The organism is Steroidobacter flavus, from assembly GCF_042651805.1.
Classification (GTDB): domain Bacteria; phylum Pseudomonadota; class Gammaproteobacteria; order Steroidobacterales; family Steroidobacteraceae; genus Steroidobacter; species Steroidobacter flavus.
Window position 1 is genome coordinate 1,288,848 of record NZ_JBHSDU010000014.1, and the last position, 24,979, is coordinate 1,313,826.

Below are 24,979 nucleotides of genomic sequence, written 5' to 3' on the forward strand. Positions count from 1 at the left end.
GCCGTCTTGATTTGTAGTAAGAGGAGAGACTTCAGGTCCGGATCAACGTTTCAGGCGCGAGCCCAACTCGTCGACCAGTCGCTCCCACGCGACTTCCACCTGCGGCGCCTCGACCCGCAGGGACTTCAGACCGGCGACCCGCTTTTCAGTTTCCGAATCGCCGAGAATCAATGCCCAGGCCGCGCCGCTCTTGTCGGCGCGCTTGAGCTGCGAGTTGAAACTGCCACCGCCGCAGTTCATCTCGATGCGCAAACCGGGGATTTGGTCGCGCAGCGTTTCCGCCAGCCGCAGCCCTTCGGCCTCGGCCCGCTCGCCCGCGATCACGAAATACACATCAGGGGCCTGCGCCGGCACCTCGCCGTTCTGCACTTTGATCAGGTCGATAACGCGCTCTTGGCCCAGCGCCCAGCCGATGGCCGGCGTGGGCTTGCCGCCCAATTGCTCGACCAGACCGTCGTAACGGCCGCCCGAGCACACCGCGCCCTGCGAGCCCAACTCGGTCGTCACCCACTCGAACACCGTGTGCGAGTAGTAATCGAGACCGCGGACCAGCAGCGGATTCAACACATATTTCACGCCCAGGGCGTCGAGGTGACGGCACAGCCCGTTGAAGTGGGTGCGCGATTCCTCGTCGAGATGCTCGGTCAGCATCGGCGCGTTCTTGATGATGTCCTGCAGCTCCGGATTCTTGCTATCGAGAATGCGCAGCGGATTGCCATCCAGACGCTTCAGACTGTCGGCGTCCAGCTTGGATTTGTAAGCGGTGAAATATTCCACCAGCTTCTCGCGATACACGCGGCGCGACGCCGGCGTGCCGAGCGAATTCAGATTCAGCTCGAGGCGCTTCACGCCGGCCTGCGTGAGCAGGCGCGAGCTGACCAGAATCACTTCCGCATCGATGTCCGGCCCCGGATAACCGAAGGCTTCGACGTCGAGCTGATGAAACTGACGGAAGCGGCCACGCTGCGGCTTCTCGTGACGAAACATCGGTCCGGACATCCACACGCGCTGCTTCTGGTTGTGCAGAAGACCGTTGCTGATCATCGCGCGCACGACGCCGGCCGTGCCCTCCGGACGCAAGGTGAGCGAGTCGCCACCCGGATCCTGGAACGTGAACATTTCCTTCGACACGACATCCGTGAACTCGCCGATCGAGCGCTTGAACAGACCGGTGTGCTCGACCAGCGGCAAGCGGATTTCCTGATACGCGTAGGACGCGAAGATCTCGCGCGCCAAAGCCTCCAGGCGCTGCCAGGCCGCCGTATCGGCCGGCAAGATATCGTTCATGCCGCGCGGCGGCTGGATCTGCTGCTGACTCACTCGACCGGAACCTCACCACTCGCCATCTGCACTGTGCCGCCCGGCACGATCACGAATTTGGCCGCGTCCTTCCCCGCTCTGCGGGGCACGACGATCGGACGATCGTTCACTTGGACCGTGACCGCGGACGCCTTGCCGAGCGTGACTCGCAATGGGGGCGGACCCGAAACGGTGCTCACCTTGCCGCTCTCACCCATCCCGAACATCAAACGTTTGCCATTCGCGTCGTAGATCTCGGTCCACGAGGCGTCGCTGAACTCGAGCCGCATCCGAATGTCCGCTGTTTCCGCCACGGTAGCCGGTGCCGCCGCGGGCGCCGTCACCGGAGCAGCGGGAACAGCATTCGACACGGGCGGCGGCGACTGGGGCTCGGGCTCCACCGGCAACGCCGATGGCAACTCACCGGATTGGGTGACCGCTTCATCGGGCGTCGCCGACTGCATCGGATCGCCCGGCGTCGACACCGTCGACCAGATCCACCATCCCATCGTCAGCGCGACCAACGCCACGCCCGACCACAACGGCCCGGCCAGCGAGCGACGCTCGAAGTCCACCGGTCCCGAGACGACTCCGGGCGCCGGAATCTGAATCGGCACTTCCCGGCGGCCGGTCAGCGCCTCGTAGCGCTCGATGATGAGCTGCGGCGACAGTCCCAACAGCGTCGCGTACTGCCGCAGGTGTCCGCGTGCGTACACCGACGGGCCCAATTCTTCGAAACGATTGCTCTCAATGGCCGCCACGACGCGCGGGTCCAGGTGCAGCTCTTCGGCGATATGCAGCGACGTGATCGAGCGGCGCTCGCGCTCCCGCTTCAGCAATTCGCCGGGCGTCAACGACTCGGGGGCCGGCTCCGGTGAGTTGGCTTGCGCGGTCTCGACGGCCGTGCTGTCGCTGCTATCGCCAGCTGCATTCATCCAGGATTCCGCTCGGACTCGATCAACTCCTTGGTCTGAGCGGCCCTCGGGTATTCCAGTTTCAAACGCTCCGCGTAGTTCTTCGCGGCAGCCTCATTGCCCAGGCTTCGCTCGATACGCACCGCCAGCCACAGCGAGGCGGCGTTGGTGCGGCCCACTTCCTGGTAGCGTTCGAGGAAACCGCGAGCGGACAGATAATCGGTTTGTTTGTATTGCAGGTCGGCCATCTGAATCAGTGCCTCGCCGAACTTCGGCCGCACTTTCAGCGCGCTGCGCAGATTCGCCTCGGCCGCCTTCAGGTCGCCGCCATTGCGGGCGCAGTTGGCCGCGTTCAGATACGCGACCTCGGGCGTGCGATACAACGGATTGGTCGCCGCATCGATCATCAGCTTGGCGCCGCGCTCGTACTTGCCCTTCTGGCACAGGAACGCGCCATAGTTGTTTTGCAGCTCCGGATTCTTCGGATCGAGCGACAGGCCCTTGGCGAAATACGCTTCGGCTTTGTTACTTTCGCCAAGTCGCTCGTAGAGCATGCCGGCCGTGGTCTGCGCCTGCGCGTTGCGCGGATTCTGCTCGACCGCCTTGTCGATCTTTTCCTTGGCCTGGACCAGATTGTTCTTGCGCAGATAGTCGGTGCCGATCTGCAGATTGATCTCGGCAGCGCGCTCGTTGTCCGGATTGCCCAGCTGCTTCTTACTGCCAGTGCTCATGCAACCGGCGAGCGCGGCCGTCACCATCAGCAAAGCCACCGCCGCGCTTTTCATTACTGCACCGCCACTGAGATCAGCTTCGAGCCCAGACGCACTGTCGTACGGTCGTGCACACGTCCGACCAGCTGGCCGCAGGCGGCATCGATATCGTCGCCGCGCGTCCGACGCGTGGTCGCGATCACTCCGTTCGCATTGAGAATGTCACGGAAGCGCTCGATGGCGGCGGCACTGGAACGTTTGTAACGCGTGCCCGGAAACGGATTGAAGGGGATCAGATTCAGCTTGGCGGGCCGGCCCTTGAGCAGCGCGACCAGCTCGTGCGCATGCTCGGGACGATCGTTCACGCCGTCCAGCATGACGTATTCGAACGTGATGCTGCGGGCGTTTTGTTTGTTCACGTACACCCAGCACGCATCCAGCAGCTCGGCGATCTTGTGCTTGCGATTGATGGGCACCAGCTCGTCGCGCAATGTGTCGTTCGGCGCATGCAACGACACGGCGAGCGCGCAGTTGGTTTCTTCGGCGAGCTTCAACATCTGCGGCACGAGGCCCGACGTGCTCACCGTGACCCGACGACGCGAAATATCGAAGCCCAGATCGTCCATGAGAATTTCCGTGGCGGGCACGACGTTGCGATAGTTGGCGAGCGGCTCGCCCATGCCCATGAACACGATGTTGGTGACGACGCGATCGCCACCGTGCTGATAGCCGAGCTCCTTGTTCGCCAGCCACACCTGGCCGACGATCTCGGCGGCATTCAGATTCCGATTGAAGCCCTGCTGCGCGGTCGAGCAGAAGGTGCAATCCATCGCGCACCCGACCTGACTGGAAATACACAGCGTGCCGCGGCCGGGCTCGGGGATGAACACCATCTCGATGCCCTGCTTGATGCCCTCACTCGTGTTCATCGCCAGCAGCCACTTGCGCGTGCCGTCGGCGGAGACTTGGGTCAGGGTGATCTCAGGCACCGCGACTTCGGCAACTTCGACCAGCTTTGCGCGGAAGCTCTTCGCCAGGTCGGTCATCTGGTCGAAATCGGCAACGTGGCGCTTGTACAGCCACTTCATCAGTTGCCGGGCGCGAAACGGCTTCTCGCCCATGTTCGCGACGAACGCCTCCAGCTCGGTCCGTGTCAGACCCAGCAGGTTCGTTTTGACGGTCGTCGCGTTCATGAGCAGCCTGCAGTCGCGATTAACGCGTGCGCGGGCAGAGTTCGGTCGCCGCGAAGAAGTATGCGATCTCGATTTTCGCGTTGTCGAGACTGTCCGAGCCGTGCACGGTGTTCTCGTCGATGCTGTTGGCCAGATCGGCGCGGATCGTGCCTTTGTCGGCCTTCTTCGGGTCGGTGGCGCCCATCAGCTCGCGGTTCTTGGCCACGGCGTTTTCACCTTCCAGCACCTGGAGCATCACCGGGCCGGAGATCATGAACTTGACCAGGTCCTTGAAGAAGGGGCGTTCCTTGTGGACCGCGTAGAAACCTTCGGCCTGGGCCTGAGTCAGCTGCACCATCTTGGCGGCCACGATCTTGAGGCCGGCCTGCTCGAAGCGGCGGTACACCTCACCGATCACGTTCTTCTGCACGCCGTCGGGTTTGACAATGGAAAAAGTGCGTTCGACCGCCATGAGGAATCGTCCCGTTAATCAATGAATTGGAAAGGGTTTGCCGAACCGGACCGAGACTGATGTCGGCGCGCGGCGGCAATTGCGCGGGGCGCAGTCTACCCGGCATGGCCGGGAGCAGCAAGAAAATGAATAGGGACGCGGAGTTAGGCTGCTAGCTTAAGCACTTACACGCTGAAGCTCTCGCCACAACCACATTCGCCCTTGGCCTGCGGATTGCGGAAGCGGAAGGCCTCGTTCAGGCCCTGCTTCACGAAGTCCACTTCGGTGCCATTGATGTAATCGAGGTGGTCGCGGTCGACGATGACTTTCACGCCGCGGTCCTCGAAGACCACGTCGTTGGAGCCGATGTCATCCGCGTAGTTCACGACGTACGCGAACCCGGAACAGCCCGTCTTCTTGACCGCGAGGCGTAAGCCCACGCCATGGCCCCTGCGTGTGAGGAAAGACTGGACACGATCGGCGGCGGCAGAAGTCAGTGAGATGCTCATAGCGTGTACAAGCGTGATGGCGGTGGCCGGCTGAATCAAGTGCGAAGGTTATGCCAATTAGGCACTTTCAAACCTGATTATGGAATGAACCGGGCCCAGGCTTCACCCAGCGAATGTACGGCATCTTCCAGAATGAGAAGTCGGCCACGTTTTTCCAGAGGGAATCCCAGCGCTTGGTCGGCATCGCGCCAGCGCCAGGCACGCAGCTGCTCCCGCTCGAGGCCCACCAGCCGCTCGCTCAACCAGGAGCCGGCGGCGATGCAATGAGGACAGCCGTACGCTTCGAAGCGCACCGCTTCGATTCGATTGCCCGCAACGCGCGCACTGAGAACGAACATCGTGCCCTGCGCGACGCTGCCGGCGGTGCCCCGAATGACGCCCTCGCCCGCTTCGAAGTGCCCGCCATTGCGCGGATGCTCGAAGTGGTCGACGACGGTGGGAGAATATTCAGGTTCCATGAGAGGCAGGCGACAACTCGCGCAATCGCGCAACTTCGCGGCTCACGACGGCGACGGCGCGATCGATATCGTCCTCGGTCGTGAAGCGACCGAGGCTGAAACGGATTGAGCTCTGTGCCAGTTGATCGCTGCGTCCGAGTGCGCGAAGCACATACGACGCTTCGTCAGAGCCCGACGAACAGGCCGAGCCCGACGACACCGCCAGCTCACGCAGCCCGAAGCGCAGACTCTCGCCTTCGACATTGTGGAAACAAACATTGAGCACGCCGGCGACGCGCTCGGTGGGATGACCGTTCAGCTCGACGCCGCCGATGGCGGCCAGGCCCCGCCACAGCCGCTCGCGAAGCGCCGTGATTCGAGCGACATCCGACTCGCGATCCCGCTCGCCGATCTCGAACGCCGCGCCCATGCCGACGATCTGATGCGTCGGCAAAGTGCCTGAGCGCAATCCAGTTTCCTGACCGCCGCCAAACGACAACGGCCGCAGTCCCAGCGGCGGCCGGCGACGAATGTAGAGCGCGCCGATGCCCTTGGGCCCATAGGTCTTGTGCGCGGTGATCGACATCAGGTCGATGTTCATCGCCTCGACGTTGATCGGCAATTTGCCCGCGCTCTGCGCGGCGTCTACATGGAACGCGACGCCTCGCTCGCGACAGATCGCGCCGATCGCGGCCACGTCCTGAATCACGCCCGTCTCGTTGTTGACGTGCATGAGCGAGACCAGCTGCGTCTCCGGCCGCAAGGCTTCGCGAACCTGCTCGGGCCGCACGATGCCGTCGGCGCCCGGTTTGAGCCAGGTCACTTCGAAGCCTTCCTTCTCGAGCTGCTTGAACGCATCGATCACGGCCTTGTGCTCGGTGCGGGAAGTCACCACGTGACGACCGCGATCCGCATGAAAGCGCGCGACCCCGAGAATCGCGAGGTTGTCCGACTCCGTCGCGCCCGACGTCCAGATGATGCATTCAGGACGGGCACCGATAGCCGCCGCCACTTGCTGTCGCGCCTTCTCGACCATGGCGCGGGCACGCGTGCCGAACGCGTGACCCGACGAAGGATTCCCGTGCGCGCCTTCAGGGCGCAGGCAGTCGATCATCAGCTCGGCGACGCGAGGATCGACCGGGTTGGTGGCGGCGTAATCGAGATAGATTGCCGGGGAAGATGATTTTGGAGTCATGAGGAAACGGTCTTGCCGGCGGTGCGCCGACGCGATTGCACGGCGGTGAGAATGCCCCGAAGGATGTTCATTTCATTCTGGTCGAGCCGCGAACGATTGAATAAGCGACGAATCCGCGCCATCAGGTGGCCGCCCCCGGTGCGGTCGCGAAAGTCGATCTCTTCCAGAACGCGTTCGACGTGCTCATACAGCAATTCCATTTCACGCGCGGTCGCGAACGGCACATCGGGCGGCGGCTGCACGGGTGCGTCGGCACGTGTGGCCAGCATGATCTCGTATGCGATCACTTGCACCGCCATCCCGAGATTCAGCGACGAGTAATCGCCCGCCGTGGGAATGGTCACGAGCCGCTGACAGCGGGACAGCTCTTCGTTGCTCAGCCCAAACTTTTCCGAGCCGAACACGAGCGCGACCTTGCCCACCTGCGCCGCCTCGGCGACCAGCTGTGCACATTCGCGGGGCTCGACCAGATCGAAGCTCAGATAACGTTTGCGGGCGCTGGTTCCGACCACGAAGCCGCAGTCGGCGATCGCGTCGTCGAATTCCTCATGGACCTGGGCGTTCTCCAGCACATCGTCCGCACCGGAGGCACGCGCCGTTGCCTCCTCATGAGGAAAAGCCTTAGGCCGCACCAGGTGCAGCTCGCTCAGCCCCATGTTTTTCATGGCGCGGGCCACCGCACCGATATTGCCGGGGTGGTTGGGATCGACCAGGACGACACGAATACTCATCGTTATGCGCTATTCTAGCGCCCCTCACCGGTGGCTGGGTCCCGCCTGTGGTTTGAATCTGGGGCCCGCCGCCACGCTCTTTATCATCCCCTGCCCCCTTGCCCTGGTCCTGCTTTGGATCGGGGGCTCAATGTCGAGGTCGTTTTACATGCAGCCTTTGCTCAATATTGCCGTCCGCGCCGCCCGTCGTGCCGGTGAAGTCATCGTCCGTGGCATGAACCGCGTGCACCGCCTCGACATCCGCCAGAAGGGGCAGAACGATTTCGTCTCGGAAATCGATACCCAGGCCGAGATGGAAATCATCGAGATCGTGCGCAAGAGCTACCCGGACCACGCCTTCCTCGCCGAGGAAAGCGGCTCGCACGGCGGCTCGATCGACAGCGAATTCGTGTGGATCATCGATCCGCTCGACGGCACCACCAACTACCTCCATGGCTTCCCGCAGTTCGCCGTTTCCATCGGCGTGCAACGTCGTGGGCGGATGGAACACGCGGTCGTTTACGACCCGCTGCGGCAGGAGCTGTTCACGGCTTCACGCGGTGAAGGGGCGCAGTTGGATGGTCGCCGGATTCGAGTCAGCCCGCATGTGGGGCTGGATCGGGCGCTGATCGGGACCGGGTTTCCTTATCGAACCAATCTGCATTGGATCGACCAGTACATGGCCATGTTCAAGGCCGTGACTCAGGCGACTGCCGGCATTCGCCGTCCCGGCGCAGCGGCGTTGGATCTGGCTTATGTGGCCGCGGGCCGGCTCGATGCGTTTTGGGAGTTCGGGCTGTCGCCTTGGGATACCGCGGCGGGGACTTTGTTGATTACCGAAGCGGGCGGCTTGGTGAGCTCGCTGCAGGGGACGGAGTACAAGCAAGGCGGGAATATTCTGGCGGGGACGCCGAAGGTGCATGCGCCTTTGCTGGAGTTGTTGGCTCCTCACGTTCCTGCGGAACTGACCTGAGGCGCTTGCCGCGCCCTTCGGGGCGGCCGCGAAGAGGGTCAGTTTTTTATTCTTGCCCCTGCGGGGCGGCCCGGAGGCCGGAATTTCTCTCGCCGGCCACGAGACGAATGGAAGGCCGCTTCTTCTCGTCACGGTTCCTCCCCCGAAGGGGGAGGAACAAATCTAATCTTCAAGCCCGGCGCTCTGCCGAAGGCAGAGCCGCCGGCCGCGAAGCGTCTTCAGTCCTGAGCCGGGGCCGGCTGCTTGGTGCTGCCGTTGCCAGTGTGGCCGTTCTGGCCCAGGGGGCTCTTGCCGTAGCCGTACACGGCGTACACGAGCAGGCCGATGCCGGCCCACACGAAGAACGTCAGCTGCGTCCGCAGCGGCAGAGAGAACATCAGGAAGGCGCAGCCCGCCATGGCCAGCGGAGCGACGATCCATACGCCGGGGGCGCGGAACGGGCGATGACGCTCCGGTTCGCGCTTGCGAAGAATCATCACACCGGCCGCCACCGTCAGGAAGGCGAACAGCGTGCCGCTATTCGACAGGTCAGCCAGCACGCCGACCGGGAAGAACGCGGCGAACACCGTCACCGCCAGGCCGGTAACGATCGTCACCACATGCGGCGTATGGAACTTGGGATGGATCTTGGTCAGCGCCTCATTGAACGGCAATAACTTGTCGCGCGCCATCGCGAAGAAGATGCGCGTCTGGCCGAACAACATCATCAGGATCACCGACGGCAACGCGAGGAACGCCGCCAGGCCGATCAGCTTCGACATGGACTTCCAGCCGATCTGATCGAGCACGTGGGCCAGCGGCTCACCGCTGCACACCAGCTTGTCGGCGTTATCCGGCTGACGGCACGCGATGGCCATATCCGCGCTACCCGGCTCGTAAGCCAGATTGGTGGCCGGATCGATGACCGGCTGCGAGCCGATCGTGCCGACGGCGCCAGCGGCCACGAGAATGTAGAAGATCGTGCAGATGACCAGCGAACCGATCAGGCCGATGGGCATGTTCCGCTGCGGATTCTTGGTTTCTTCGGCTGCCGTTGAGACCGCATCGAAGCCGACGTAAGCAAAAAAGATGGACGCCGCGGCGCCCGCGATGCCCATGCCGGAAATCTCGCCGAGGAAGCCGTTGGGAGAGAACGGCTCGAAGTTGTCCATGTTCATCACCGGCACCGCCAGGATGATGAACAGCGTCAGCGCGACGATCTTGATACCGACCAGAATCGCATTCACGGTCGCGCTCTCGCGCGTGCCGAGCGTCAGCAAACCCGTCACCAGCAGGGCGATGACAGCGGCCGGTACGTTCATGATGCCGCCGACGTGCATGCCACTGGTGAATGCCGCGGGGATGTCTATGTCGAAGGACCGCTCCACCAGGCCGACAAAATAATTCGACCATCCCACCGAGACCGCGCTCGCGGCGACGGCGTATTCGAGAATCAGCGCCCAGCCGACCATCCAGGCGATCACTTCGCCGAGCACGGCGTAGGAGTACGTGTAGGCGGAGCCCGAGACCGGCACCATGGCGGCCAGCTCCGCGTAGCACAGCGCCGTGACGGCGCAGACGAACCCTGCGATCACGAACGACATCATCATGCCGGGGCCGGCCTTTTGCGCGGCTTCGGCGGTCAACACGAAAATACCGGTGCCGATCACGGCGCCGATGCCGAGCATGGTCAGCTGGAACGCGCCCAGGGTGCGCGTCAGCGATTTCTTCTCGGCGCTCTCGAGGATTTGCGCGAGAGGTTTGATACGCCAATTCATTATGTCGGTTTCCTCGGGGAATTTAGTTTGAGCAGCCGCCCGCCGGCATCCCAACCCTGTTTATCGGGCGCTCGGCGGAGCGGATCATAGGCACATCCGGCCTTGGAAATCACCCGCGCACCAGCGCGAGGCGCTGAGGCATTCCCTGGCACCACAACGGGGACAATATCTGTAAAGTCGCGCCCCGAACGCTTTCCTTTCGGGTTCAAGAGACTGCCGGCCGCCATGAATGAAGCCTTAATCATCATCTTCGGAATCAAAGTGACCGCGTGGAAGCTCATCGGCTACTCCGGTGTGTTCCTGTTCGCCGGCCGCTGGTTCGTGCAGCTGGCCGCGTCGAAGGCCTCCGGCAAGCCGGTCATGCCCACCCTGTTCTGGTACATGAGCGCCATCGGCAGCGTGCTGCTGCTCGCCTATTTCATCTTCGGCAAGAACGACTCGGTCGGAGTCATGTCGAATCTTTTCCCGCTGTTCGTCGCGCTCTACAACTTATATCTGGATAGCAAGAACAAAAAGCGATTGGCGGCACTCGGTTAGTTAAGACGAGCGAGCGGCGCCGATCCGCCACTTTTCCTACTGCTCCTCCAGCTTCTTGCGCAGCTGAACCGGCTCCTCTTTGGGCCGGTTCATGCGCTTGCGCAGCTGCATGTTGAGCAACTCCACCGCCACCGAGAACGCCATGGCGAAGTAGATGTAGCCCTTCGGAATGTGGAAGCCGACGCCTTCGCCGATCAGCGCCATGCCGATCAGGATCAGGAACGACAGCGCCAGCATCTTGATGGTCGGATGCCGATCGACGAAATCGCCGATCGGCCCGGCCAGGAACATCATCATCAGCACCGCGACGATCACCGCCGCGATCATCACCTCGACATGATCGGCCATGCCGACCGCGGTGATGACCGAATCGAGCGAGAACACAATGTCGATAATTGCGATCTGAATGATGGTCGACATGAACGTCGCGCTGCCCTTGGCCGCGCGCTGCTCGCTCTCCCCTTCCAGGCTGCCGTGAATCTCCAGCGTGCTCTTGGCCAGCAGGAACAAGCCGCCGCCAAACAGGATCAGATCGCGCCCTGACACGCCGCGACCGAAGAGTGAGAACAGCTCCGCCGACAACCCCATCACCCAAGTGATCGACAGCAGCAGCAGGATGCGAGTGATCATCGCCAGCGCCAGGCCGAAAGTCCGGCCGCGGGCCCGCTGCTCCGGCGGCAGGCGGCCCACCAGGATGGAAATGAAAATGATGTTGTCGATGCCGAGCACGATCTCCAGCGCCGTCAGCGTCAGGAACGCCAGCCACACTTGGGGATCGGTCAAAAATTCCACGTGCCAGACCTCAATCGTTGCGCAGATCGACGTTGCCCGACGCCTCGCGGCGCGACACCCACAGCGACGCGAGGATGCCGATCGCCAGGAAGCCGATGATCACGCCGAGCGAGATGGCGTGCGGGATCTCGACGTGATGATGCAACATCATCTTCACGCCGACGAACGCCAGGATGAACACCAGGCTGAACTTGATGTACTTGAACATCACCATCAGCCCGGCAATCGCGAAGTACAGCGAGCGCAGGCCGAGGATGGCGAACGCGTTCGACGTGAATACGATGAACGGCTCCTGGGTCACCGCGAAAATCGCGGGAATGGAGTCGACCGCGAACACCACGTCGGCGAAATCGACCAGCAGCAAGGTGACAAACAGCGGAGTGGCGGCACGGGCGCCGTTGACGATCGTGAAGAAACGTTCGCCGTCGAGCTGGTCGGTGACCGGATAAACGCGTCGAGCGATTCGCACCAGCACGCTCTTGCCCGGGTCGAACTGCTCTTCGTCGCTCTTCAACATGCGCGCCGCGGAGAACAGCAGAATCCCGCCGAACACATAGAACATCCAGTCGAACGAGTGGATCAGCGCCGAGCCGGCCGCGATCATCGCGCCTCGTAGCACGATGGCGGCGGCAATGCCCCAGAACAGCACGCGATACTGATACAGCGCCGGAATCTTCATGTAAGTGAAGATCACGGCGATCACGAAGATGTTGTCGACCGACAGCGACCACTCGAGCAGATAGCCGGTGATGTACTGGATCATCGCCTCGCTGCCGCTCGGAGCGTCGGGCGAGGCGCGCCAGCCGAACCAGTGATGTTCGTAGACGCCGTACACCAGGCCCGAGAACGACAGCGCCACCAGGATCCAGACGACCGTCCAGCCGAGCGCCTGGCGGACGCTCATTTCCTTGGACTCCCGATGCAGCACCACCAGATCCAGCGCCAGCACGCTGAGATACAGGGCGAAGAACACCACCCAGACCATCCAGCTCATGACGTTGCCGCCGTTGGGGTCTGGGATCGCACTTCGTTACGGCAAGGCGTCGAGTTCGGAAGTGTCTTTCTTTTGCTCGATGAGATCCGCGGCGGACAGCTTCATGTCCAGCGCCAAGGCGCCGGCGACGTAGATGGAGGAGTAGGTGCCGACCAGGATGCCGATGGTCAACGCCCAGGAGAAGCCGCGCAGGGTCTCGCCGCCTTCGATGAGCAGCACGATCACGACCAGCAACGTGGCGCCGGAAGTGATGATGGTTCGCGACAGCGTCTGGTTGATCGACGCATCCATGATTTCCTCAGGCGACGCGCGGCGCATCGATTGGAAATTCTCACGCACGCGATCGAACACCACGACCGTGTCGTTCAGCGAGTAGCCGATGACCGCCAGGATCGCCGCCAGCACCGCGAGGTCGAACGGAATATCGCTGACCGCGAAGAAGCCGAGAATGATCAACGGATCGTGCAGGGTCGCGATGACCGCGCTGACACCCATCTTCCATTGGAACCGGAACCAGGTGTAGATGCCGATCAACACGAACGTGAACAGAATCGCCAGGCCGCCCTGATTGGTCAGCTCCTCGCCGACCTGCGGACCGACCACCTCGGCACGCCGCAGCTCAACGTCCGGATCGATCTTCTTCAACGCCTCGGTCACCGACTTGCTGACCTGATTCACGTCCTGCCCTTCGGTCGGCAGCAGGCGCACGGCGACGGTGTGCTCGTCACCGAAGTTCTGCACTTGAGCTTCGTGGAAGCCGGCTTCCGAGAGCGCGTTACGAGTGCGTTCGATGTTCGCAGCCTTCGGATAGGCGAACTCGAGCACCACGCCACCGGTGAAGTCGATGCCCAGATTCAAGCCGTGCACGAACAGCAGAATGATGGACGCGAGGATGGCGACGCCCGACACCCCGTACCACACCTTGCGGGTGTGCATGAACGGGTATTTCGTGACCTTATGAAAGAACTCCATGGCGGGGCTCTCTTAAATAGACAAGTGATCGAGCTTGCGGCGCGTACCCCAGATCGCATGGACCAGGGCGCGGCTGCCGACAACCGATGTGAACAGCGAGGTGATGATGCCGAGCGTCATCACGATGGCGAAGCTGCGGATCGTGCCGGTGCCGAACGCGAACAGCACCACGCCGGCGATCAGCGTCGTGACGTTCGAGTCGGCAATCGTCGCGAAGGCCTTTTCGAAGCCGACGTTGATCGATTGCAGCGGCGAGTTGCCGTTACGCAGCTCTTCGCGAATACGTTCGTAGATCAGGATGTTCGCGTCGACCGCGATACCCATGTGGAACACCACGGCCGCGATGCCGGGCAACGACAACGATGCCTGCAACATCGACAACAGACCGACAGTGAGGATCAGGTTGGACGCCAGCACCAGGTTGGCGATCCAACCGAACGCGCGGTAGTAGATCGCCATGAAGATGAACGTCAGCACCAGGCCGATGCCCATGGCGCGGATACCGCGATCAATGTTGTCCTGACCGAGGCTCGGACCGACGGAACGCTGCTCGACGATGCTCTGCGGAGCAGCCAGCGCGCCGGAACGGAGCAACAGCGCGAGCTCGCGAGCTTCAGTCGCCTGCAAGCCGGTGATACGGAAGCGCGACGACAGCACGCTTTGAATGGTCGCGTCGCTGATGACTTCTTCTTCGGTGCACAGTGCGCCGTTACGCGTGCCTTCGCAGCGCTCGCCTTCGGCCAATTGTTTCTTTTCGATGTAGACGACGGCCATGCGCTTGCCGACGTTATCGCGGGTCGCTTCCATCATCGACTGACCGCCGCGCGAATCGAGCGTGACGTTCACTTGCGGCGAGCCTTCGGCGAAGCCCGAAGACGCATCGGACAGCTGCTCGCCGGTCGCGATGATCTCGCGCTTCACCAGGATCGGGCGACCGTCGCGGCTCTTCAGCAGTTTCGAGCCGATGGGCACGCGCTTGGTTTGCTCGGCTTCGTACGGATTGTTGCTCTCATCAACGAGGCGGAACTCGAGAGTCGCGGTGGCGCCCAGCACGCGGATCGCTTCGTTCGGATCCTGCACGCCCGGCAGCTGCACGACGATGCGGTTCACCGCCTGGCGGGTCACGATAGGCTCGGAAATACCCAGCTCGTCGACGCGATTGCGCAGTGTGGTGATGTTCTGCTGAACGGCGATGTCCTGACGGCGCTTCACTTCGGCCGGGGTCATGGTCATGACGATGACCGGACCTTCGGCGCTCTGCGAGGTGTTCAGCAGGACGCCGCCATCGGGTGAGCGCAAGGCGTCCTGCGCCTTGGTCAGATCGTCCTGACTGCGCAGCGTGACGCGAACTTCGTCGTTCACTCGGGTCACGGCGCCATAGGGAATTCGCTTGTCACGCAGGGTCGCACGGGCGTCGCGCTCCAAGCGGTCGAAGGCCTGATCGATCGCGCCCTGCACGTCCACTTCATAAACGAAGTGCACGCCGCCGCGCAGATCGAGGCCGAGACTCATCGGCTTCAGGCCGATGTTGCGCATCCAGTCTGGAGCGCGGGACGCGCTCGACAGCGCGACCAGAAATTCGCCCTGCCCGCGCTTCGCGATGGTTTCGCGCGCCTTGGACTGAGCGTCCGCATCCGGGAACCGCAGCACCAGGCGGTCCTTTTCGGACCAGTGCGCTTCCACCGGCACGTTGTCGGCTTTGAGTAAGCCCAGCACCTTATCCGTGCTGGCCTGATCCATGGCCACGCGGTCGTTACGCGACAGCTGCAGCGACGGCCCTTCGCCGAACACGTTGGGTAACGCGAACAGCGTGCCGACCACCATCACGATGATGACCAGCCAGTATTTCCACTTGGCGAAATGATACATGGGTAGTTTTTATCGCGGCGGCGCCCGGGCTCAGCGGCCGGACGCTGCCCATGCTGGTTTAGGCGCTTTTCAGCGTGCCCTTCGGAAGCTCTTGGGACACGGCGTGACGCTGCACTTTGATGTTGACGCCGGACGCGATCTCGAGGGTCACGAACTGCTCGCTCACCTCGACGATCTTGCCCAGGATGCCGCCGCTGGTGACCACCTCGGCGCCGACGCCCAGCGCGGCCACCATGGCCCGATGTTCCTTGGCGCGCTTGGTCTGCGGACGGATCAGCAGAAAGTAGAAAACCACGAAAATCAGCACCAGCGGCAAAAATTGCATGAGCGCGCTGGGCTGACCCGGGGCGCCGGCCGCCTGTGCGGCAGCGGTAGAAATCAACCAGTCCATCTTGCAATGCCCCCGAAACTGAGGAAAAACAGGAAAAGAATGAGCAAAACCGTGTCTGCCGGCGCAATGGGCGCGCACCCCGAAACCGCCGGGGTCGGCAAAGAGCGGCGCATTATACACACCGCCCTTCCGGCCACTATCCAGGCCCTTTCAGCCCCGGTCCCGCCCCCTACCGCCGGGGCGAGTGCCGTACACTGTCCGCCCTCGAGGTATGAGGCTGATTCGACTGCATGCTTTCCCGCGATGTCCTGATTCTGCTGCTGCTGACCCTGTTGAACGGATTCTTCGCGCTGTCGGAAATGGCGCTGGTCGCCGCCAAGAAGGTGCGTCTGCAAGCCGCGGTGGAACAGGGCCGCTCCGGCGCCAAATCGGCCCTGGCGCTGATGGAAGATCCCACCTCGCTGCTGTCGGCCATTCAGATCGGCATCACCATCATTTCGCTGGTCACGGGTATCTACAGCACTAATGTGTTCGCCGAGCCGCTGGCCGCACAGCTCATAGACCTCGGACTGCACGCGTCGTTCGCCGACGATACGGCCGTCGTGGTGGTCGTGCTGATCGTGACCTTCGTGAACCTGGTCCTCGGCGAGCTGATGCCCAAGCGCGTGGCACTCCTGCACGCTGAAACCCTGGCGATCTTCGTCGCGCCTACGATGCGGTTGTTCTCCACGGTCATGGTGCCCGCCGTGTGGCTGTTGCGCGTGACCGTGAACCGCCTGCTCAAGTTGCTCCCCGTTTCGTCCGCTCCGCAAGCGGCGGTAACTGAAGACGATGTGCGCGCCCTGGTCGCCGAAGGCACGACGGCCGGCGTATTCCTGGCTTCAGAACGCCGCCTGCTCGAAGGCGTGCTGGCACTCGCCGACCGCAAAGTCGGCTCCATCATGATTCCGCGTCAGGACGTGATCTGGCTCGATATCGAGGAGAAGGTCGAGGTGCTGTGGCAACGGGCCAAGGAAAGCGGACACGCGCGCTTTCTCGTGGCGCGCGAGAAATTCGACAACCTGCTCGGCATGATCACCCTCGCCGACCTTAGCGAGGCCTTGCACCGGGGCGAGCTGGATCCGGAGAAGGATCTGGATCCGCCGCTGCATATTCCCGATTCGATCTCGGTCCTGCAGTTGCTGGATCAATTTCAGCGCTCCAGCACCCACCTGGCCGTGGTCACCGACGAATACGGCGAGATCGAAGGCATCACCACGCCCATCGACATTCTGAAGGCGATTGCCGGCGAGCTGCCGGATCTGGGCAGTCGCGAACGTGCCGAATATGTTCAGCGCGAGGACGGCTCGTGGCTGGTCGACGGCCACATGCCCATCGAAGAGTTACAGCAGCGACTGGGCCGCCGTGACATGGGCGGCCGCGACTATCACACCGTCGCGGGCTTCGTGCTCGCGCGCCTCGGCCGCATTCCCAAGGCCGGCGACACGCTGACCTGGCGCGATCTGAAGATCGAGATCATGGACATGGACGGCGTGCGCATCGACAAGATCCTGCTGCGCAAGCAGAACGCGGCGACCTAAGGCGTCCCGGTCTTCTTGACCGAAATCGGGGTCGAGCCGTCGGACGCGACGATCGCCAGGTCTTCCTTGGTCGAATGCTCTTCCAGCCACTCGCGCCAGATCGCCAGCGACACCGCCAGCAGCACCGGACCGATGAACAGGCCGACCAGGCCGAACGCCAGCACGCCGCCGAGCACACCGAACACCACCAGCAGGAACGGCATGCGGGTCGCGTTGGAGATCACCAGCGGACGCACGATGTTGTCCACCCAGCTGACCAGGATCAGGCCCCACAGAATCAGGCCGATGCCGTCGACCATCTCGCCGCGGATCAGAGCCCAGGTCGCAAGGCTGCCCCACACCATGGGCGCGCCGAATGGAATCAGCGCGATGATGACGGTGACGGCGCCCATCAACACCGGCGCTTCGACACCGAAAATCCAATAGCCGATACCCGCCGCCACGCCCTGAGCGAGCGCGCCGAGCATCAATGCATACACGACGGCCTGGGTCGTGAAGCCTGCCGCGTCGATGTAGTCGTGCACGCGGGGACCCAATATTCCTTCCAGCACGGCACGCGCTTCCCGCATCAGTCGCGGGCCGTCGCGTAACAGGAAATACATGGAGAACACGGCGAAGAACAGCTTGGCGACGTTACGTCCCGCGCCGCCGATGAGCTTCGACACCTCGACCGACGACTGCTCGAACATCAGCATCAATTGCCCGCGCAGCGCCTTGGGATCGGCCGCGACCTGATTCAGGATCTCCTGCGCCTGCGAGCCGACATAGGGCAGATCGCGAATGGCCTGCGGCAATTGCGGCTTGGTCGCCAGAAAGTCCTGGATCTGCGCATAGGCCGCGACTCCTTCCACTCGCAGCATCAGGATCAGCCACACCAACGGCACGACGATGATGAGCGTCACCAGAATGGTCGAGATCAGCGACGCCGCCGAATTGCGACCGCCGCACATCTTCAGCACCCACAAATGCAACGGCCAGGCGACGTACGCCAGGATGGCGCCCCAGATCAGCGGCACGATGAACGGCTGCAGCACCGTGAAGGTCAGCAGCAGAATGCCCAGGATCAGGCCTGAAACCAGCAGGCGACGGAACCAGGGCGCGGTAGGCAGATCGGCAAGCATGAATGGAGATCGGCTAACTCAAGCGCGTTTGTCGCATTAGTCGCTGGCGTCGCTCCGTGACCGACGCGCATAGAAGTCCGCGACGAAGGCCTCGAATCGATGCTCCTCGATGGCAGTGCGCATGGACTGCATCAGGGACAGGTAGAAGTGCAGATTATGAATGCTGCCGAGGCGCGCGGCCAGAATTTCGCCGCAGCGGTCCAGGTGTCGCAAATAGGCACGGCTGTAATTCATGCAGGTGTAACACGGGCATGCTTCATCCAGCGGCCCGGTATCCGTCTCGTACTTGGCATTGCGGATCCGCACGACGCCGGTATTAGTAAACAAGTGTCCGTTGCGCGCATTGCGTGTCGGCATGACGCAATCGAACATGTCGACGCCCCGGCGCACTGCTTCGACCAGGTCTTCGGGCGTGCCGACACCCATCAGATAACGTGGCCGATCCTTCGGTAAATGCGGAATGATGCCGTCGAGCATCCGCTCGCGCTCTTCCTTCGGCTCGCCGACCGCGAGACCGCCGACGGCATAACCGTCGAAGCCGATCTGCTGCAATCCCGCCGCCGACTCCTGGCGCAGCGCTGTGTACATGCCCCCCTGGACGATGCCGAACAGCGCGTTGGGATTCTCGAGCCGATTGAACTCGGCGCGACTGCGCAGCGCCCAGCGCAACGACAGCTCCATCGAACGTCGCGCTTCCTGTTCCGTTGCTGGATACGGCGTGCACTCATCGAAAATCATCACCACATCGGCGTCGAGATCCTTCTGCACTTGCATGGAGCGCTCGGGCGTCAACATCACCGCATCGCCGTTGACGGGTGAACGGAAGTTCACGCCCTCTTCGGTGATCTTGCGCATGGTGGACAGACTGAACACCTGAAAGCCGCCCGAGTCGGTGAGAATCGGCTTTTCCCAATGCATGAAACGATGCAAGCCATCGTGAGCGCGAATGACCGGCATGCCCGGCCGAAGCATCAGATGAAAGGTATTGCCGAGCACGATCTGTGCGCCCATGCCGACGAGCTCTTCCGGCGTCATCGCTTTGACGGTGCCGTACGTGCCCACGGGCATGAAGATGGGCGTCTCGACCACGCCGCGCGGAAACGTCAACCGACCGCGGCGGGCGCCGCCATCGGTGGTGATCAATTCGAATTGCATTCCCATGAACTAACGACGCTCCAGAAACATCGCGTCACCGTAACTGAAGAAACGATAGCGCTGCGCGACCGCGTGCCGATATGCCGACATGACTTCGTCGAAGCCGCCGAAGGCGCTGACCAGCATCAATAAGGTCGACTCGGGCAAATGAAAGTTGGTGAGCAACGCATCGATCACCTTGAACCGATAGCCCGGCGTAATAAACAAACGAGTCTCGCCTTCATACGGCTGCAGCGTTCCCGATTGCGCCGCTGATTCGAGCGTACGCACGACGGTCGTTCCCACCGCGACCACTCGCCCGCCTCGCGCTTTCGTTGCCTCGATGGCGGCGCAGGCATCGGCACTCACGCTGATTCGCTCGGCATGCATTCGATGCTGTTGCAAGTCTTCGACGCGAACGTTTTGAAACGTGCCGGCGCCGACATGCAACGTCACAAACGTCGATTCGACGCCCTTGGCTTTGCACCGAGCCAGAATCTCATCGTCGAAGTGGAGTCCCGCCGTCGGCGCCGCCACTGCACCCGGCTCACGCGCGTACACCGTTTGATAACGAGTGGCGTCGTCGAGCTCGGCGTTGCGCTCTATATAAGGAGGCAGCGGCATTGCGCCGTACTGCTGAAAGAACGCGAGCGGCTCGGCGCTCAACTGCAACTCGAACAAGTCGTCGTGTCGCTGGACGAAACGCGCTTCGACGCCGCCCGCCAGTGCCACGGGCGCTTCGGGTCGCAGCGGCTTGCTCGCATGCACGTGGGCGAGGATGCGATTTCCGTCCAGCACGCGCTCGAGCAGGATTTCCACCTGCCCGCCTGTCGGCTTCACCCCATGCACGCGCGCGGGGATCACTCGCGTGTCGTTGAACACCAGCAGATCGCCGGCCTTCAGCAGGTTGGGAAAGTCGGTAAAACGTAGGTCCTGCACGGGGCTGGCCACGTGCAACAGCCGCCCGCCCGCCCGATTCTCGGGAGGATGCTGAGCGATCAGGTCGACCGGGAGGTCATAGGCGAAGTCGGTGCGCCGCATGGGGCGCGCACGGTAACAGAAATTGCCGCCTGCGCCGACGAATGGGCAGGCGGCGGGGCTGTGAACTCGATTACGCGGGCTCGTCCACGATGGTGATCAGACCGCGCTCCGGGCCGCCGGGTCCCGGCGGCGGGGGCGGCATCGGCCCTGGCCCACCTGGCCCGGGTCCGATCATGATGTCTTCGCGCGGCCCACCGTCCATTTCATCCAGCTGCTGATGGAAGATGAAGGGCCCTGTGCGCGCGGCCGCCGGCTCATCCGGGATGGTGACTTCGAACGACATTTTCTTTTTCTGGCGCAGCACATTGAGCGTCAGCTTCTCGCCGGCCTGATAGGAGCCGAGGATTCGGAACGCATGACCCGGATTCGACGGCGTCCGCCCATCGATATCGACGATCACATCGCCATCCTCCAATTTCAGCCGACTGTCCGCGGGCGCCCGCACCACCAGCAGGCCTTTGTCCGTGCCGAAGTACTGACCGAGCTTGGGCGTCAACGGCACCAACTCAGCCGAACCGAACACACCGACCGCGCGGATCGCACCCAGCGGTCCCATCGGAAAGGCCGGCACCGCGGTCCTACCGAACCTTCCGGTTATCGGCATCGCTGGCATCGCGAACACACGATCCGGTGCCTGCGCAGTCACACTCGCCGTCGCGACTTTGTTGTCACGACGATAGCGCAATTGCACCTTCTGGCCGGGCTTCACATCGCTCAGTGCGTTGAGCAGCACCTCGCGCGCAGACAAATCCTCCGTGCGCTTCAGCTGCTTGTCGCCGATCGCGACCAACACGTCGCCCGCCTTGAGTCCCGCGCTCTCGGCAGCGCCACCGGGGCTCACGCTGAGCACCGGAACGCCCTCGGATTGCTCGTCGCCCCGAGGACCAAGATTGATCCCCAACATGGCACGCGGCGGCCCGAAGGTCATGAACTGCCGCGCCCCCGGCACCGAGTAGTCCGACATCGACATACTCAGCTCGGCAACCTCGCGTGCCGCGGTGTCGAGCCGGCGCCGCGCGTCCTCGAGCTTCTTCTCGATCTGCGCCTGCGATTCCTCGGACTTCTTCTCAATTTCCGCCGCCGTCACTGACGACGTCGCAACGGCCGCGGCCATGGCCAGTAACGCGACGCGAACCTTCATATTCATAGCCTTACTCCGTGCAACGTAGCCCATTGGTAGAGCAGCTGACTCTTAATCAGTTGGTTATAGGCTCGTGCACTACTTGCCTAGAACCAGAGCGCGCCCGCCTCGGCGTAGCGCACCTTCACCAGCGAATCCATCAATTCCACCCGCTCGCGCCACAGCTGGCGCGACTGCTCTTCGCTCAAGTCCGCCTCGGGCGCGTTCGAGAGCTGAAAATCCAGCCATTGAATCCGCTGCTCGATCGTGTCGATAGTCGCGGCAGTGGACACGCGCTCGATGCGCGGACGCTCGGGCAACTTCTGCAGCATCTCCTCGAGCTGCTGAGACTGCGCCACCAACTCGTCGACATGCGGGATGACCTGCGGCAGCGGCGCCTCCGCCGTCGCGAGCTCGCTGCGCCTATCGAAATGCCCCGCGAGCAACGTAATCACAGTTAACGTAACCACCGCCGCGGCCGCCGCCGCGAGCCCGAGCTTGCGGAGACGCAGCCCATGGTCTGGTTCAGGAATCGTCTGGCGGATTCGATCCCACGCCATGTCCGGCGCCTCGAACTGCGGCAACGCCTGCATTTCCGCGCGAATGGCCGACAGACGCTGCAACTCGCCACTGCAGATCGGGCACACCCTGACGTGCTCGGCGACGTCGGCCGCCACCGGCTCGCCGTCCCGAAGGCTTAACAAGTGCTCGATACGTGCGTGCATGACGTTGCTCTCGCCGGTTGCTCCAGCAGCTCGCGCAAGCGGACATGGGCCCGCGACAGCTGCGACTTCGAAAAACTCGCCGTGCGTCCCAGCAGGCGTCCAATCTCCGCGTGTGTGTAACCTTCAACATCGTGCAGCCACACCACACTGCGCGTGAGCGCAGGCAGCGTCGCCAGAGCACGCTCCACATCAGTACTCGCCGACGCCTGCGCATCCGGGTGCGAGGCCCCATCCAGCAGCACCACCGGCGCCGTGGACTCATCGTCGTTATCCAGGTACAGCAGACTGCGGTGCCACGGCGAACGCAGGTACATCAAGCACTTGCTCACCGCGATACTGCGCACCCACCCGCCAAACGCCCCCTCCCCGGAGTACGCGCCGACGTTCCGCAGCACCTCGACAAAGGTCTCCTGGAACAGCTCGTCCGCAATGGCCGCGCGGACCACCAGGCGTCGAATCAGGGTATAGATGGGCCGCCGACACGCCCGATAAATGGTCTCGTGGGCCCGCGGATCGCCCCCCTGGGCTGCCCGGACCACTTCAGCGGCGACCTCGATACCCTGAAAGTGCGACATCGCGAGGTTTGATGCCGCCGCCGGCAAAAAGGTCGCAAAAAAAGTGGTTGTAGCCGGGCAACGTCCTTCCGCTATAATCGCCGCCCTTCGCTTCCCGTAGCCGGTGTGGCGGAACTGGTAGACGCAGCGGACTCAAAATCCGCCGCCCTTAAAAGCGTGTGGGTTCGATTCCCTCCACCGGCACCATTCCTTTCCAGTCAATTACTTAGAGCTACCCTGCCTTGGGGTGGTCCACTCAGCCCTGCGCGCCGGGACCGAGCGCCATGTCGTACACGCGGCCAGCGTGCAACGCTGAGAATTTCGCAGGGATAGCTTCAACGAAGCTGCATCCATTCGCTTCTTCAAAGGCACGGATATCCACGCTGACCGATTGAAGGGCCGCAAACCACTCCTCGGCATTCTCAATTTTTCGAATGCTCAGATGTTTTCTAACCTCAGAGTCGAACGCAGGGCCCACACGACCATCACTCAGCAACATGACTGCCTTCGATATTCCAACCACGGCGGCAAATCCTCCGTTCGCAGAACCCGAATACGGCAGGCGTCGAAAAATTCCCCAGAGCCTGCTGAGCGATTCCCCAGTCGCGGCGGTGAATGAAATCTGCTTCGAGACATTGAAGCCGGAAAGCATTTCTAGATGCCGGCTCGCTTCCAGGATCAGATCCTCCACGTACGGATAGTCATGCACGTGGCGGTGGACGCGGCAGTGGCGAATTGTGTTCCCTCGGCATGCTTTCCATCGGTTGAGGATGGACCGAAATAACTGCGGCCTGTCCGGATCGCCGACATTCAGCCATTCATTCCAATCATCTACATACTTTTGCCTGAAGCGTTCAATTCGCCCATGAACTTGCGGAACTGACAAACCCGCGATACCTGCCATTGACCTATCCTCTTATGGGCTGGAGCAGGTGACCCTCGCTCTATAACGCGCTTGGTCGCATCACCGATCGCAACCGCATTGCTGTGGTCGGGGGCTTCGCTCGTCAGTCGGTCACTCAAATCAAAAGTCGGCAGTAAATCCGATGCCGCGGCGCCGCGGTGCGGGTGGGTTCATCAGCTCATGAATGGCCTTCAGTATCCCAGTGATCGCTTGATCATGCGTCGCAAGCTTGCGCTCCAGCTCAGCAAACTTCTGCGCCAGTTCCTTGTTGGAAGCCAGCAGATCGCGCAACTTGACGAATGCCCGCACGACATGGATGCCCATTGTCACGGCGCGCGGCGAGTTCAGCACATTGGCTGCCTGAATCGCTCCGTGCTCGGTGAAGGCGTATGGCAGGAACTTTACGTGGGAACCTCGGCCGCTCTTTAAGATCGCATTTTGCGATCTTAAAGATTCGACCTCCTCCCGCGTGAGCTGGAACATGAAATCTCCGGGAAAACGGTCCACGTTGCGCTTGACGGCCTCGTTGAGCCGGCCGGTCTTTACGCCGTAAATCGCTGCGAGGTCACGATCCAGAATGACTCGACAACCTCGCATGAGCAGGATCGACGAGCTGATCTGCTCGATCGGCACGAGCGCGGTTTCTTCGTTCTTGGTCATTCTCGACTCCTGGACTTCTCAAAGCGCCCTCCTACAATTTCAGCATCATCCCGCCGGGCTGCGGACGGCGGAAAAAGGGGCTAAACCTTCGGGTTGGCCCCTTTCTTTTTTCCGGGGTTCTGCTAGTCCAATGCGAAGCGCCCCCCCGACAAAACGTCGGAGCCGCTGGGTCATTGACCGCCTTCAATGCGGCCCCTCACCCCAATCTCTTCCTTTTCAACTGTGAGAAGAACCGCGTCGATGCGCGCGATTGCCGCGGCACCAAGCACGCGGATGACTGCTGCTGTATCACCTAATCACCCACGGTGTCTTACTCGGCAGCGCATTGAATGCGCGCGAGCACAGCTGGATAGCGCTCGATTTGTCAGGTGCGGCAAATGTTCACGATGTAGCCCCGGCCGGTCTTTAAGATCGCAATTTGGGGAAGGGTAAAGAAAATCTGTTGATGCGAGCCGCCGCTGATGCTGAGATTCAGCCGGGGGACGCGACTTTCTTGGGGTAACTCGTATGCATGCAAT

Annotated in this window: 26 protein-coding genes and 1 tRNA gene; 4 read left to right on the forward strand and 23 right to left on the reverse strand. The window is 62.4% G+C overall.

All coding sequences use genetic code 11. The annotated features are described in order from the left end of the window. Positions 1–42: 42 nt before the first annotated feature. The 9 genes from hisS to ACFPN2_RS27935 form a co-directional block, all read right to left on the reverse strand. The gene (gene hisS, locus ACFPN2_RS27895) at positions 43–1,320 is read right to left on the reverse strand and encodes a histidine--tRNA ligase (RefSeq protein ID WP_380602765.1); all 1,278 of its coding nucleotides are present in this window, start codon (positions 1,318–1,320) and stop codon (positions 43–45) included. Further along, positions 1,317–2,234, reverse strand: coding sequence for a helix-turn-helix domain-containing protein (locus ACFPN2_RS27900; protein WP_380602767.1), 918 nt, complete (start codon positions 2,232–2,234; stop codon positions 1,317–1,319). Before ACFPN2_RS27900 ends, hisS begins: the two co-directional genes overlap by 4 nt. Beyond that, positions 2,231–2,998: a type IV pilus biogenesis/stability protein PilW gene (gene pilW / locus ACFPN2_RS27905; RefSeq protein ID WP_380602769.1), complete on the reverse strand. Its 768-nt coding sequence runs from the start codon at positions 2,996–2,998 to the stop codon at positions 2,231–2,233. The genes ACFPN2_RS27900 and pilW overlap by 4 nt, the downstream gene beginning before the upstream one ends. Then, positions 2,998–4,116 (reverse strand): dual-specificity RNA methyltransferase RlmN, encoded by a 1,119-nt coding sequence (gene rlmN / locus ACFPN2_RS27910; protein ID WP_380602771.1) that lies wholly within the window; start codon positions 4,114–4,116, stop codon positions 2,998–3,000. The genes pilW and rlmN overlap by 1 nt, the downstream gene beginning before the upstream one ends. A 19-nt stretch (positions 4,117–4,135) precedes the next feature. Then, positions 4,136–4,567 (reverse strand): nucleoside-diphosphate kinase, encoded by a 432-nt coding sequence (ndk, locus tag ACFPN2_RS27915; protein ID WP_129774820.1) that lies wholly within the window; start codon positions 4,565–4,567, stop codon positions 4,136–4,138. 164 nt (positions 4,568–4,731) lie between these two features. Next, entirely contained in the window at positions 4,732–5,055 is a 324-nt protein-coding gene (locus tag ACFPN2_RS27920) for a HesB/IscA family protein (protein ID WP_129774821.1), read from the reverse strand. Between the two features lie 77 nt (positions 5,056–5,132). Next, positions 5,133–5,513, reverse strand: coding sequence for an iron-sulfur cluster assembly scaffold protein (locus ACFPN2_RS27925; protein WP_380602773.1), 381 nt, complete (start codon positions 5,511–5,513; stop codon positions 5,133–5,135). Then, the gene (locus tag ACFPN2_RS27930) at positions 5,503–6,687 is read right to left on the reverse strand and encodes an IscS subfamily cysteine desulfurase (RefSeq protein ID WP_380602775.1); all 1,185 of its coding nucleotides are present in this window, start codon (positions 6,685–6,687) and stop codon (positions 5,503–5,505) included. Before ACFPN2_RS27930 ends, ACFPN2_RS27925 begins: the two co-directional genes overlap by 11 nt. Beyond that, complete coding sequence (locus ACFPN2_RS27935; RefSeq protein WP_417774533.1) at positions 6,684–7,424, reverse strand: RNA methyltransferase; 741 nt, start codon at positions 7,422–7,424, stop codon at positions 6,684–6,686. The genes ACFPN2_RS27930 and ACFPN2_RS27935 overlap by 4 nt, the downstream gene beginning before the upstream one ends. A gap of 142 nt (positions 7,425–7,566) precedes the next feature. Between ACFPN2_RS27935 and ACFPN2_RS27940 the strand changes: the two genes are divergently transcribed. Then, positions 7,567–8,370, forward strand: coding sequence for an inositol monophosphatase family protein (locus tag ACFPN2_RS27940; protein WP_380602870.1), 804 nt, complete (start codon positions 7,567–7,569; stop codon positions 8,368–8,370). A 218-nt stretch (positions 8,371–8,588) separates the two neighbouring features. Here ACFPN2_RS27940 and ACFPN2_RS27945 read toward each other — a convergent pair whose 3' ends face one another. After that, the gene (locus ACFPN2_RS27945) at positions 8,589–10,127 is read right to left on the reverse strand and encodes an amino acid permease (protein ID WP_380602779.1); all 1,539 of its coding nucleotides are present in this window, start codon (positions 10,125–10,127) and stop codon (positions 8,589–8,591) included. 225 nt (positions 10,128–10,352) lie between these two features. On the opposite strand from ACFPN2_RS27945, the gene ACFPN2_RS27950 reads away from it, so the two are divergent. Beyond that, complete coding sequence (locus ACFPN2_RS27950) at positions 10,353–10,664, forward strand: lipid-A-disaccharide synthase N-terminal domain-containing protein (RefSeq protein WP_380602781.1); 312 nt, start codon at positions 10,353–10,355, stop codon at positions 10,662–10,664. 36 nt (positions 10,665–10,700) lie between these two features. Here ACFPN2_RS27950 and ACFPN2_RS27955 read toward each other — a convergent pair whose 3' ends face one another. The 5 genes from ACFPN2_RS27955 to yajC are packed head-to-tail and all read right to left on the reverse strand — an operon-like array spanning position 10,701 to position 15,802. Further along, positions 10,701–11,456, reverse strand: coding sequence for a TerC family protein (locus ACFPN2_RS27955; RefSeq protein ID WP_380602783.1), 756 nt, complete (start codon positions 11,454–11,456; stop codon positions 10,701–10,703). Between the two features lie 10 nt (positions 11,457–11,466). Beyond that, on the reverse strand, positions 11,467–12,450 hold the full coding sequence (locus ACFPN2_RS27960; protein WP_380602785.1) for a TerC family protein: 984 nt from the start codon (positions 12,448–12,450) through the stop codon (positions 11,467–11,469). 36 nt (positions 12,451–12,486) lie between these two features. Beyond that, on the reverse strand, positions 12,487–13,422 hold the full coding sequence (gene secF, locus ACFPN2_RS27965) for a protein translocase subunit SecF (RefSeq protein ID WP_380602787.1): 936 nt from the start codon (positions 13,420–13,422) through the stop codon (positions 12,487–12,489). A 12-nt stretch (positions 13,423–13,434) separates the two neighbouring features. Then, positions 13,435–15,291 (reverse strand): protein translocase subunit SecD, encoded by a 1,857-nt coding sequence (gene secD / locus ACFPN2_RS27970; protein ID WP_380602789.1) that lies wholly within the window; start codon positions 15,289–15,291, stop codon positions 13,435–13,437. A gap of 58 nt (positions 15,292–15,349) precedes the next feature. Beyond that, positions 15,350–15,802, reverse strand: coding sequence for a preprotein translocase subunit YajC (gene yajC / locus ACFPN2_RS27975; protein ID WP_380602791.1), 453 nt, complete (start codon positions 15,800–15,802; stop codon positions 15,350–15,352). A gap of 110 nt (positions 15,803–15,912) precedes the next feature. Here yajC and ACFPN2_RS27980 point away from each other — a divergent pair, with 110 nt between their 5' ends. Then, positions 15,913–17,202 carry a hemolysin family protein gene (locus ACFPN2_RS27980; RefSeq protein WP_380602793.1) on the forward strand — a complete coding sequence of 430 codons (1,290 nt, stop codon included), beginning with the start codon at positions 15,913–15,915 and terminating at the stop codon, positions 17,200–17,202. Here the strand turns inward: ACFPN2_RS27980 and ACFPN2_RS27985 are convergent. From ACFPN2_RS27985 to ACFPN2_RS28010, 6 genes are all read right to left on the reverse strand, one after another. Further along, on the reverse strand, positions 17,199–18,323 hold the full coding sequence (locus ACFPN2_RS27985) for an AI-2E family transporter (protein WP_380602795.1): 1,125 nt from the start codon (positions 18,321–18,323) through the stop codon (positions 17,199–17,201). The genes ACFPN2_RS27980 and ACFPN2_RS27985 overlap by 4 nt on opposite strands. A 36-nt stretch (positions 18,324–18,359) precedes the next feature. Then, positions 18,360–19,478 (reverse strand): tRNA guanosine(34) transglycosylase Tgt, encoded by a 1,119-nt coding sequence (tgt, locus tag ACFPN2_RS27990; RefSeq protein ID WP_380602872.1) that lies wholly within the window; start codon positions 19,476–19,478, stop codon positions 18,360–18,362. A 9-nt stretch (positions 19,479–19,487) separates the two neighbouring features. Beyond that, positions 19,488–20,498: a tRNA preQ1(34) S-adenosylmethionine ribosyltransferase-isomerase QueA gene (gene queA / locus ACFPN2_RS27995; protein WP_380602797.1), complete on the reverse strand. Its 1,011-nt coding sequence runs from the start codon at positions 20,496–20,498 to the stop codon at positions 19,488–19,490. Between the two features lie 70 nt (positions 20,499–20,568). After that, entirely contained in the window at positions 20,569–21,645 is a 1,077-nt protein-coding gene (locus ACFPN2_RS28000; protein WP_380602799.1) for a PDZ domain-containing protein, read from the reverse strand. A gap of 80 nt (positions 21,646–21,725) precedes the next feature. Continuing rightward, positions 21,726–22,343 (reverse strand): hypothetical protein, encoded by a 618-nt coding sequence (locus tag ACFPN2_RS28005; protein WP_380602801.1) that lies wholly within the window; start codon positions 22,341–22,343, stop codon positions 21,726–21,728. Continuing rightward, positions 22,316–22,918: an RNA polymerase sigma factor gene (locus ACFPN2_RS28010; protein ID WP_380602803.1), complete on the reverse strand. Its 603-nt coding sequence runs from the start codon at positions 22,916–22,918 to the stop codon at positions 22,316–22,318. Before ACFPN2_RS28010 ends, ACFPN2_RS28005 begins: the two co-directional genes overlap by 28 nt. A 99-nt stretch (positions 22,919–23,017) precedes the next feature. Between ACFPN2_RS28010 and ACFPN2_RS28015 the strand changes: the two genes are divergently transcribed. Then, a tRNA-Leu gene (locus ACFPN2_RS28015) sits at positions 23,018–23,104 on the forward strand. A gap of 49 nt (positions 23,105–23,153) precedes the next feature. Here the strand turns inward: ACFPN2_RS28015 and ACFPN2_RS28020 are convergent. Then, a complete protein-coding gene (locus tag ACFPN2_RS28020) occupies positions 23,154–23,801 on the reverse strand; it encodes a hypothetical protein (protein ID WP_380602805.1) in 648 nt (215 codons plus the stop codon). A 120-nt stretch (positions 23,802–23,921) separates the two neighbouring features. Beyond that, positions 23,922–24,461: an ORF6N domain-containing protein gene (locus ACFPN2_RS28025; RefSeq protein ID WP_380602807.1), complete on the reverse strand. Its 540-nt coding sequence runs from the start codon at positions 24,459–24,461 to the stop codon at positions 23,922–23,924. Positions 24,462–24,979: the final 518 nt, after the last annotated feature.

Excerpts from the sequence above, each read along its gene's own strand:
- rlmN (WP_380602771.1), bottom strand. The coding sequence starts at position 4,116 with ATGAACGCGACGACCGTCAAAACGAACCTGCTGGGTCTGACACGGACC.
- ACFPN2_RS27900 (WP_380602767.1), bottom strand. The coding sequence starts at position 2,234 with ATGAATGCAGCTGGCGATAGCAGCGACAGCACGGCCGTCGAGACCGCG.
- ACFPN2_RS27920 (WP_129774821.1), bottom strand. The coding sequence starts at position 5,055 with ATGAGCATCTCACTGACTTCTGCCGCCGCCGATCGTGTCCAGTCTTTC.
- ACFPN2_RS27985 (WP_380602795.1), bottom strand. The coding sequence starts at position 18,323 with ATGCTTGCCGATCTGCCTACCGCGCCCTGGTTCCGTCGCCTGCTGGTT.
- ACFPN2_RS27930 (WP_380602775.1), bottom strand. The coding sequence starts at position 6,687 with ATGACTCCAAAATCATCTTCCCCGGCAATCTATCTCGATTACGCCGCC.
- ACFPN2_RS28010 (WP_380602803.1), bottom strand. The coding sequence starts at position 22,918 with ATGTCGCACTTTCAGGGTATCGAGGTCGCCGCTGAAGTGGTCCGGGCA.
- ACFPN2_RS27980 (WP_380602793.1), top strand. The coding sequence starts at position 15,913 with ATGCTTTCCCGCGATGTCCTGATTCTGCTGCTGCTGACCCTGTTGAAC.
- ACFPN2_RS28000 (WP_380602799.1), bottom strand. The coding sequence starts at position 21,645 with ATGAATATGAAGGTTCGCGTCGCGTTACTGGCCATGGCCGCGGCCGTT.
- ACFPN2_RS28005 (WP_380602801.1), bottom strand. The coding sequence starts at position 22,343 with ATGCACGCACGTATCGAGCACTTGTTAAGCCTTCGGGACGGCGAGCCG.
- queA (WP_380602797.1), bottom strand. The coding sequence starts at position 20,498 with ATGCGGCGCACCGACTTCGCCTATGACCTCCCGGTCGACCTGATCGCT.
- ACFPN2_RS28020 (WP_380602805.1), bottom strand. The coding sequence starts at position 23,801 with ATGGCAGGTATCGCGGGTTTGTCAGTTCCGCAAGTTCATGGGCGAATT.
- ACFPN2_RS27940 (WP_380602870.1), top strand. The coding sequence starts at position 7,567 with ATGCAGCCTTTGCTCAATATTGCCGTCCGCGCCGCCCGTCGTGCCGGT.
- ACFPN2_RS27960 (WP_380602785.1), bottom strand. The coding sequence starts at position 12,450 with ATGAGCTGGATGGTCTGGGTGGTGTTCTTCGCCCTGTATCTCAGCGTG.
- tgt (WP_380602872.1), bottom strand. The coding sequence starts at position 19,478 with ATGCAATTCGAATTGATCACCACCGATGGCGGCGCCCGCCGCGGTCGG.
- ACFPN2_RS28025 (WP_380602807.1), bottom strand. The coding sequence starts at position 24,461 with ATGACCAAGAACGAAGAAACCGCGCTCGTGCCGATCGAGCAGATCAGC.
- secD (WP_380602789.1), bottom strand. The coding sequence starts at position 15,291 with ATGTATCATTTCGCCAAGTGGAAATACTGGCTGGTCATCATCGTGATG.
- secF (WP_380602787.1), bottom strand. The coding sequence starts at position 13,422 with ATGGAGTTCTTTCATAAGGTCACGAAATACCCGTTCATGCACACCCGC.
- ACFPN2_RS27950 (WP_380602781.1), top strand. The coding sequence starts at position 10,353 with ATGAATGAAGCCTTAATCATCATCTTCGGAATCAAAGTGACCGCGTGG.
- pilW (WP_380602769.1), bottom strand. The coding sequence starts at position 2,998 with ATGAAAAGCGCGGCGGTGGCTTTGCTGATGGTGACGGCCGCGCTCGCC.
- ndk (WP_129774820.1), bottom strand. The coding sequence starts at position 4,567 with ATGGCGGTCGAACGCACTTTTTCCATTGTCAAACCCGACGGCGTGCAG.
- ACFPN2_RS27945 (WP_380602779.1), bottom strand. The coding sequence starts at position 10,127 with ATGAATTGGCGTATCAAACCTCTCGCGCAAATCCTCGAGAGCGCCGAG.
- ACFPN2_RS27925 (WP_380602773.1), bottom strand. The coding sequence starts at position 5,513 with ATGGAACCTGAATATTCTCCCACCGTCGTCGACCACTTCGAGCATCCG.